This is a genomic window from Hominimerdicola alba, from assembly GCF_900112155.1.
Lineage (GTDB): Bacteria > Bacillota > Clostridia > Oscillospirales > Ruminococcaceae > Hominimerdicola > Hominimerdicola alba_D.
In genome coordinates, this window is record NZ_FOKQ01000022.1 from 57,274 (window position 1) to 65,163 (window position 7,890).

At 46.5% G+C, this 7,890-nt stretch carries 9 protein-coding genes; 7 read left to right on the plus strand and 2 right to left on the minus strand.

What is annotated here, in order from left to right; genetic code table 11:
* The 6 genes from BM265_RS12460 (at position 1) to BM265_RS20400 (ending at position 4,831) form a co-directional block, all read left to right on the plus strand.
* Positions 1–471 (plus strand): hypothetical protein, encoded by a 471-nt coding sequence (locus BM265_RS12460; protein ID WP_074962138.1) that lies wholly within the window; start codon positions 1–3, stop codon positions 469–471.
* Positions 472–475: 4 nt separating this feature from the next.
* Positions 476–1,015: a hypothetical protein gene (locus BM265_RS12465; RefSeq protein WP_074962139.1), complete on the plus strand. Its 540-nt coding sequence runs from the start codon at positions 476–478 to the stop codon at positions 1,013–1,015.
* A gap of 5 nt (positions 1,016–1,020) precedes the next feature.
* Entirely contained in the window at positions 1,021–1,491 is a 471-nt protein-coding gene (locus tag BM265_RS12470; protein ID WP_074962140.1) for a hypothetical protein, read from the plus strand.
* 54 nt (positions 1,492–1,545) lie between these two features.
* Complete coding sequence (locus BM265_RS12475) at positions 1,546–2,004, plus strand: Imm44 family immunity protein (protein ID WP_074962141.1); 459 nt, start codon at positions 1,546–1,548, stop codon at positions 2,002–2,004.
* 46 nt (positions 2,005–2,050) lie between these two features.
* Positions 2,051–4,414: a glycogen/starch/alpha-glucan phosphorylase gene (locus BM265_RS12480; protein ID WP_074962142.1), complete on the plus strand. Its 2,364-nt coding sequence runs from the start codon at positions 2,051–2,053 to the stop codon at positions 4,412–4,414.
* A 243-nt stretch (positions 4,415–4,657) separates the two neighbouring features.
* Complete coding sequence (locus BM265_RS20400; protein WP_207646983.1) at positions 4,658–4,831, plus strand: hypothetical protein; 174 nt, start codon at positions 4,658–4,660, stop codon at positions 4,829–4,831.
* Between the two features lie 275 nt (positions 4,832–5,106).
* On the opposite strand, the gene BM265_RS12485 is transcribed toward BM265_RS20400, so the two are convergent.
* Together BM265_RS12485 and metF are read right to left on the minus strand one after the other, a co-directional pair.
* Positions 5,107–5,934 (minus strand): hypothetical protein, encoded by an 828-nt coding sequence (locus BM265_RS12485; RefSeq protein WP_074962143.1) that lies wholly within the window; start codon positions 5,932–5,934, stop codon positions 5,107–5,109.
* 394 nt (positions 5,935–6,328) lie between these two features.
* On the minus strand, positions 6,329–7,186 hold the full coding sequence (gene metF, locus BM265_RS12490; protein WP_074962144.1) for a methylenetetrahydrofolate reductase [NAD(P)H]: 858 nt from the start codon (positions 7,184–7,186) through the stop codon (positions 6,329–6,331).
* Between the two features lie 435 nt (positions 7,187–7,621).
* Between metF and BM265_RS12495 the strand changes: the two genes are divergently transcribed.
* A partial coding sequence (locus BM265_RS12495) for a helix-turn-helix domain-containing protein (RefSeq protein ID WP_074962145.1) occupies positions 7,622–7,890 on the plus strand: 269 nt, incomplete at its 3' end.

Below are 7,890 nucleotides of genomic sequence, written 5' to 3' on the forward strand. Positions count from 1 at the left end.
ATGGCAATACACAATTTCAGAGAACTTCTTGAGAAAAACGAGGGCGCTGAGTTCGTTATACACGTACAGTCTGAGGAAGAGCTTGAAGAGCTTGTAACAGCCCTTGAAGCACTGGGATATGAGTATGCACTGCCATTCCTCGGCACTATCCGTGAAATGGCTGAGGGCTTTCGTGAAGATGACGGCGCTGACGGCTGCTGGCGCATAAGCCGCGAAAGAGGTGTGGCTTATAATGATTCGGTGGAGCACTGGCGATTTTTCTCAAACAACATCGTTGAGATGCGTGACGGCAGCATAGCCTATAATGACGGCGACTACGATGAACGTTCTGCGGCGGTGGAAAAGGAAAAGCTTCGCTATGCTTTTTTTGAGGACGAAGACAAGGACAACGCCAGAAAGCTTTTCGGCTTTGAAAATGCCGCTGATACCGATATCCAAAAGTGGCTGGATGAAAAGTTCCCTGTAAAATGAAGATATGAGCTATATGAGATTTACCATACTCCCGCCCGAGGGCATAGAAGCCGACGGCAGGCGCATAAACATTGGCGCATCGGCAGAAGATATAACCGATGTTCTGGGTCAGCCTGCTGATATCCTCAACGATGACAGCGGGCTGACAAGGTACTTTTATTTCAACAACGAACTGCGTTTCGACCTTGACAGCAACGGCAGGCTATCGTTTGTTGAATTCATAGGCGGCACAGAGGGCAAGCTTAGACCCGAGATATACGGCATTAACGCTTTTGAAGCTGATGCCGATGCCCTGCTGGCTCTGCTTACTGAAAATGACAGCGGAGCCAGCACCGAAGACGGCGGATACAGCTATTATTTTCCGAATATACAAATCGGTATATCCCGCCATGCGACCCCCGAAGCCATCGCAAAAATGAAAGCGGAATACATAGCCGAGGGTGAAGAGATATCCCCCGGGATACTCGCCTTTGAGCAGAACAGAGCCTCTCACTGGTCGATGATCGGCATAGGTCAGAGCGGCTATTACGGAAAGAAAGGCTGAGAGATATGGACAGCGGAAAAATATCTATAAAGAGATTTTTTCTGAATCTGAGCCTGCTTGTGGCAGGTGCATCGATATGTCAGCTGATTTTCGGCGTGGTGTACTATCTGCTGCATTTCCATGATTCACCAGGAGATATGTGGATAGGTCTGGAAACAGGCTGGAGACCGTTTGTGGTCTCTGCGGTGCTGGTACTCGTATTCAGCGGCGGATTCAGGCGCTACCGTGAGGATTTTCTTAGGCGTTATCCTAAAGCTGTGCGCTTCACGGTCATTGATGTCGCAGTGACACTTGGGGCTACGGTGCTGTTATGTCTCACTGATAGTTACATCTCGAATGTGTCCTTGGGGATTTTTATTTTGCTTATTGGCATATGGGGCATAGCTCTGTCAGGCTTTGTGATCGTATGGATATGCGCTTCTATCGGCTTTCTCAAAAAAAGGAAAAGCATCACTAAAGCATGGAAAGATGCATAGCGAAGATCTTATCAGTCTGACAGCACCGATGTTTTCTGGGAGTGTGATCATCAAATGAGCAGAGCTTTTTTCATATCCTCCGAGACAGGCGGCAGAGCGAACAATGCCCTCAGCCCTATACTCAGGGATATTTGCGCAAAGATAGACGAAAATAACTACGATATATCGCGGTTTTCAGCCGATATAAAAAGTGTATGCGTAGTGGTGTGCTGTTTTCCCGATGACCTGCGTGCGGCGGGTTTCGGCAAGCCGCGAAAAATCATAAGGTATAACGAGGGCACTGCGGATATACGTCTGCCGATGCCATATGTGGATTTCATAAATGCCGATGACGATACAAGGTATCTCATGGTGGTGAAGAATATCACCGACTCGCTGAAAGTGATAGGTGAACGCTGCAAAAAGAGCAAGCGGGCAGTTTTCGACAGCGATGGCATGACAGCTGATGCGCTGGCACGTCTTGGTATACCAAAAGAACGGCTCGAAAATATTGTCGGGGTATGCACCGACTGAATATATAATATGAAACGAAAATAATTACCGAAAGGGGTAGATAGAAATGAACACAAATGATTTCAGGAGCGCTCTTGAAAGCGAACTTTCCCGCAGTTTCGGCGTAACGGCAGAAGAAGCCGCAGTATGGCAGCTGCATGACAGCATTTCCCGCGTGGTCATGGAGAATATTTCCGCACAGTGGAAGCAAAGCACCGAACAGCATATGTCGGGCAGACGTGCTATGTACCTGTCAATGGAATTCCTGATGGGCAGGGCTGTGTATAACAACCTGCTGTGTCTGGGGCTTACAGATGTTGTTGACGAAGCGCTGAAAGCCCACGGCAGAAGCCTTGCAGAGCTTGAAGATATCGAGGATGCGGCACTTGGCAACGGCGGTCTCGGCAGACTTGCGGCTTGTTTCCTCGATTCTGCTGCCGCTCATGATATACCTCTGGACGGCTACGGCATACGCTACAAGTACGGACTTTTCAAGCAGTCTATCGTAGACGGTTTTCAGCATGAGGAAGCCGATAACTGGACAAAGTACGGCGACCCCTGGTCTGTAAGGCGCGAGGAAGATGCAGTTGAGATAACCTACGGCGACCAGAAGGTACTGGCTGTGCCTTACGATATGCCCATAATCGGCTACGGCACCAAGAATATCGGAAATCTCCGCCTTTGGCAGGCAGAGAGCGCTGACGATTTCGATTTTGCCGCATTCGACAGCGGTGATTATGACGGCGCTGTAAAATCCCAGAACGATGCGGAGAATATCTCCAAGGTGCTCTACCCCAACGATAATACCGACAAGGGCAAGGTACTCCGCCTAAAGCAGGAGTACTTCTTCTCGGCGGCTTCCGTTACCGATGCCCTGCGCAGGCACAAGGCGCGTTTCGGCACATTCGATAACCTTGCGGACTACGTGACTATACAGCTCAACGATACTCACCCTGTTATAGCTATTCCCGAGCTTATCCGCCAGCTTATAGCCGAGGGATATACCTTTGACAAGGCTTTCGACATCGCCCACAAGGTATTCAACTATACAAACCACACCATCATGGCAGAAGCCCTTGAAAAGTGGGACAGCAAGACTGTGGAAAAAGTTCTGCCAGATGTTTATGCAGTTATCCTACAGATAAACGAGCGATTCTATGCCGATATGTATGCCTGCGGAATGGACAAGGCTCAGATACGCGAGATGGCACCTGTGGGCGACGGCAAGGTCAAGATGGCGTTCATGGCAATATTTGTAAGCTCCTACGTCAACGGCGTTGCGGCTATTCACACCGAGATACTGAAAAATGATGCCCTCAAAGAGTGGTACGAGATATACCCCGAGCGTTTCCAGAACAAGACCAACGGCATAACTCAGCGCCGCTGGCTGGCACTCTGCAACCCCGAGCTTTCTTCGCTGATAACCAAACTGCTTGGCAATGCCGACTGGGTGAAAGACCTTGATCAGCTGAAAAAGCTGGAAAAATTCGCTGATGACGAAAACGTGCTGAAAGAGTTCATGGCTGTCAAGGAAGCTAAAAAACACCAGCTGGCAGAATTTGTAAAAGCCCATGACGGCAAGGATATCGAACCCGGCTGGATATTCGACATACAGATAAAGCGCCTCCACGAGTACAAAAGGCAGTTCCTAAACGCGCTGAGCATACTCTATATCTACTTCGGCATCAAGGACGGCAGTATAAAGGATTTCACTCCTACTGTGTTCATCTTCGGCGCGAAGTCTGCCCCCGGCTACCGCAGGGCTAAGGCGATAATCAAGCTGATAAACGAGATAGGCGACTTCGTCAACGCCGACCCTGAGACCGCCGACAAGCTGAAAGTTGTATTCGTGCAGAACTACAATGTTTCCTACGCTGAAAAGCTGGTCTGCGCGGCTGATGTTTCCGAGCAGATATCCACAGCAGGCACAGAAGCCAGCGGCACTGGCAACATGAAGCTGATGCTCAACGGCGCTGTAACTCTGGGCACCTATGACGGCGCAAACGTTGAGATAGTTGAAGAAGCAGGCGAGGAAAACAACTACATCTTCGGTGCAAGGGTAGAGGAACTTGCAGAGATAATGCCCGAGTATGATCCCCGCGAGATACTCTTCAAGGACGAAAAGATCAAGCGCGTACTCGATAAGCTGATAGACGGCACATTCACCGACGGCGGCGTGCCTTCCGATCAGGAGGGTTCATTCCGTGAGCTTTACAAAGCCCTCACAGACGGTGCAAGCTGGCACGTTCCCGACCATTACTATGTTCTGGGCGACCTTACAAGCTACGTTGAAACAAAGCTGCGCCTTAATGCAGATTACAAGGACAGCCTTGCCTTCGCTAAAAAGTGCTGGCTGAACATCTGCAACGCAGGCAAATTCAGCTCCGACAGAACTATAAAGGATTATGCTGAGGAGATATGGAAGCTATAAGATATACCGAAGCTCCAAAAGCCCCTTGAATACTACAAAAACACACCGCAGGATACCCGCACTGAGCAGGTATCCTGCGGTTATTATTTCATAATGTAAATTTTATGTAAAATCGTTCAATAATATTACTGAAAACGATTACTGTAATCGTATACTTTGAAAAAAACGCCCGTTTTTATTTAAGATAGACAAAAGACATGTATTTTTATATTGCATAATGCCGATTGAATATTGTCTTTGATTATGATAACATATAGCGTAAAGAAGGATATAGCCGCTTATCGTTCAAAGGGTAAGGGCGGTACGCGGCGGACATGGGCGCAGTTCATAAAGGGTATTGACTGCGCTCTGTCTTTATATTTTGGGATATATGGATATGGGTATAAAAGGAGAGATATGGGCAGGCGGCGGCGCTGACTATCTGTGCCGCTGTCGGTCATATCGTTAAATCAGCAAATGAGAGCATAGGCACCGCACACGATCAACTCCTCTCGATCTGACAATTTACCGCCATGCAAGAGCGGCGGAAGCCCCATTTAAGCGGTCAGCCAATGCTGACGATAGTTTTCGGGAATGCCTTTCCAAAGAAAGGTCGTTCCCTTGAACATCGGATATATATTAAACGACATAAAAATAAAATGCGGGAAACAGCTGTTTCCCGCATTGTTTGTTTTGTAAAACTTATTCGCTTATTACTGTGCGCTGAGTGCAGTCTGGATAGCCTCAGTGAAATCGAACTGACCGTCGTAGAGGTCTTCGCCAGAATAGTTGTCAGTGATGGTCAGGTGGATATCGTAACCCTTATTGTATGCTGCTGTGTAGCTATATGACTCAACGTCTTTCAGCAGAGTGCCGTCAGTAAGCTTGAGGTCAGCAAGTACATCAGTCAGCTCAACAGCCTTGATGCCGATGCCGTCAAAATAGAGATAGCTTACAACAGGGTAGGATTCCTGTCTTGCAGAACCGCTGGATATCAGCAGTACAGCACCGTCATCGAGAGCGATGTGAGTGTTGTTTCCGTTAGCCTCGCGGTAGTTCTCGCAGGGCAGCCAGTTCTCGCCGCCGTCGGTGGAGTTGAATACGCCGTAATAAACGCTGCCTGCTGCTGCGCCGCCCTCCAGGGGAACGATAGCGTAAGCCTTACCCTCTTCGTAAACGTTAGCAAGACCCATATCGTTCAGTTCAGTGAAGGTGTAGCCGCCGTCAAAGGTATAAGCTGCAATGTTTGAAAGATAGAACTCATGGAGCGTCATCTCAGGCTCGGTATCCTCGGGAACAGATGAATCATCGCTCTTGGAACTGTCATCATCAGCCTTGGAGCTGTCCTCTTCAGCAGTAGGCTCAGCGTCCTTGTCTTCCTCAGCGGTGGTATCTTCCTCGCCTGTTACATCGGTATCAGTGCTTGCAGCAGTGCTGCTTGTATCGGCTTTGCTGTCGTTGTCCTTAACGTCACCGCAGGAAGCAAGTGAAGCAGTCATCATTGCTGAAAGTATAAGAGCAGTAAGTATTTTCTTTTTCATGTTTTTGTCCTCCTTTGTAGATATATGTATCTAACATTGTATATTGCTTTTTACAAACAACATTATAGCACCATTATCCATTCAAGTCAATTACGAATTGATGTCAATTTACACAACAAAGCAGTTAATGATTTGTCATAATGAATAATTGATTTCGGTAGCAAATTATTGTATGATGTTACATAATAATGTCAGCGGCAAACAAAAATACCCATTTTATGGAAATGAATTTGCCGTCTGAATTACATTACAGTAACAATGTAATTGTTTTGTGATGTGATGATTTTATGTTCGATGGGTGTGAAAAGCCGTAAAATCAAATATCCCGCGAGATTTTTCAGTCCCGCGGGATATTTTTCTGACTGTGAATATAAATTGGGGGTAGATCATCATATCAGTTGAACAGCGACTGCACAGCCTCGCAAATCTTGGTAGCTATGTAGGGATTGTTCATTGTATAAAGGTGTATGCCGTCAACACCGTTGGCGATAAGGTCAACTATCTGTGATACTGCGTATGCGATACCCGCATCGCGCATAGATATGGGGTCATCTGCATACTTATCCATTATCGTCAGGAATTTCTTAGGCAGCCTTGCATGGCAGAGGGTAGCCATTCTCGCGATAGTCTTGGGATTGGTAACAGGCATTATTCCTGCCTCTATGGGAACATCTATGCCTGCGATAGCACACTTTTCCCTGAAAGCATAGAAGTCCTCGTTATCGAAGAACAGCTGGGATATCAGCTGAGAACAGCCTGCATCCACCTTTTCTTTCAGGTGCTTGATATCGTCAACGCTGGAAGCTGCCTCGGGATGAGTTTCGGGGTAGCAGGCACCGATGATATTGAAATCGCCCTGTTCCTTGATAAGGTTTATAAGCTCGGAAGCATATTTGAAATCGTTGTGGGGTGGGATGTTGGGGTTGATATCTCCGCGCAGCGCAAGGATATTCTCAATACCAGCCGTCTTCATCTGTGCCAGCTCAAAAAGCACCTTCTCACGGGTAAGATTTATGCAGGCAAGGTGCGCCACAGGCTCGATGGAGTATTTCTCCTTTATCATCTCGCATATGCCAATGGTAGCGTTGCTGCCGTTTCCGCCCGCACCGTAGGTCACGCTTATGAAATCGGGTTTCAGCGGTGCAAGACCGTCGATAGTGCTGTAAATGCTGTCTATAGGTGTATCGCTCTTAGGAGGGAATACCTCAAAAGAGAGTGTGGTTTTATTTTTGAAAAGCTCGCAGGTTTTCATACTATCCTGTCCTTTCGTGATCAACTAAAGATATCCTACATATTCTATCATATTATCTCAGTATAGTCAACTATAAAATAAATATGACATTATATAGAAAAAAGTTATATCTTGTTGCAGATCATCATATATATGGATCTATTCCTTGGCACTCTTATCCTAAGCCCGGCAACATTTCCACCCTGCCAATAATTATGAACTGTAGAAATTACTCATTCTCCTTTCTCTCGATTAAGATTGACAAATCTGCACAAAAATGTTATAATATAGCTATCTTAGTTTTATGTTTTTTGCAGTAGGACAGGCGGTGCAAGTAATGGAAAAGATAAGAAAGCATATAATATTCCACGGCAGTGTACTGAACCGAACCATTAAAAACGTACAATGACAAAAAAGACCTCCTATGGTATAATAGAAACCATAGGAGGTTTTGTTATGGCAAGAAGTTACAAACACATACAGCAGTATGAAAGAGAAATACTTGAACTTAAAGAAAGAGGCATGACGCAAAAGGAAATAGCGCAGCAATTAGGATTTACAAAAGAACAAGTAAAAGAATTCTTTCACCGTCAGCATAAGAAAGAGCGAAAGATAGCCGCAGGTATAGCCTTAAAAAAGAAAGGTCGTCCGCCCAAAGATAATAAGATCACCCAAACTGATAAGGTTAATGAACTCAAATACATCATAGCTCGTAAGGATGCAAA

Bases quoted from the DNA above. Each gene is read 5' to 3' on its own strand.
- BM265_RS12465 (WP_074962139.1), top strand. From the start codon at position 476: ATGAGCTATATGAGATTTACCATACTCCCGCCCGAGGGCATAGAAGCC.
- BM265_RS12480 (WP_074962142.1), top strand. From the start codon at position 2,051: ATGAACACAAATGATTTCAGGAGCGCTCTTGAAAGCGAACTTTCCCGC.
- BM265_RS12470 (WP_074962140.1), top strand. From the start codon at position 1,021: ATGGACAGCGGAAAAATATCTATAAAGAGATTTTTTCTGAATCTGAGC.
- metF (WP_074962144.1), bottom strand. From the start codon at position 7,186: ATGAAAACCTGCGAGCTTTTCAAAAATAAAACCACACTCTCTTTTGAG.
- BM265_RS12485 (WP_074962143.1), bottom strand. From the start codon at position 5,934: ATGAAAAAGAAAATACTTACTGCTCTTATACTTTCAGCAATGATGACT.
- BM265_RS12460 (WP_074962138.1), top strand. From the start codon at position 1: ATGGCAATACACAATTTCAGAGAACTTCTTGAGAAAAACGAGGGCGCT.
- BM265_RS12475 (WP_074962141.1), top strand. From the start codon at position 1,546: ATGAGCAGAGCTTTTTTCATATCCTCCGAGACAGGCGGCAGAGCGAAC.
- BM265_RS20400 (WP_207646983.1), top strand. From the start codon at position 4,658: ATGATAACATATAGCGTAAAGAAGGATATAGCCGCTTATCGTTCAAAG.